Origin of the sequence: Enterobacter cloacae complex sp. S1, from assembly GCF_014930525.1 — a bacterium.
Taxonomy (GTDB): Bacteria; Pseudomonadota; Gammaproteobacteria; order Enterobacterales; family Enterobacteriaceae; genus Enterobacter; species Enterobacter hormaechei_C.
In genome coordinates this window covers 1-264 of the sequence record NZ_JADBRE010000043.1, presented here as the reverse complement: position 1 = coordinate 264, position 264 = coordinate 1, and the positions used below count along the sequence as shown (strand labels likewise).

General features: G+C 56.1%; 1 tRNA gene and 1 rRNA gene. Both read left to right on the top strand.

Features of this window, described 5'->3' with window-relative positions:
- Window positions 1–8: 8 nt before the first annotated feature.
- Window positions 9–124 (top strand): 5S ribosomal RNA (gene rrf / locus IM290_RS20690).
- A 55-nt stretch (window positions 125–179) separates the two neighbouring features.
- Window positions 180–256, top strand: a tRNA-Asp gene (locus IM290_RS20685).
- Window positions 257–264: the final 8 nt, after the last annotated feature.

Sequence of the window (264 nt, the reverse complement as noted above, 5' to 3'; positions counted from 1 at the left end):
AGAATTTGCCTGGCGGCTGTAGCGCGGTGGTCCCACCTGACCCCATGCCGAACTCAGAAGTGAAACGCCGTAGCGCCGATGGTAGTGTGGGGTCTCCCCATGTGAGAGTAGGGAACTGCCAGGCATCAAATTAAGTAGTAAGCCGGTGCATTAATCCGGTGGTTACAGAAGTATTCGGTGGAGCGGTAGTTCAGTCGGTTAGAATACCTGCCTGTCACGCAGGGGGTCGCGGGTTCGAGTCCCGTCCGTTCCGCCACTTATTAA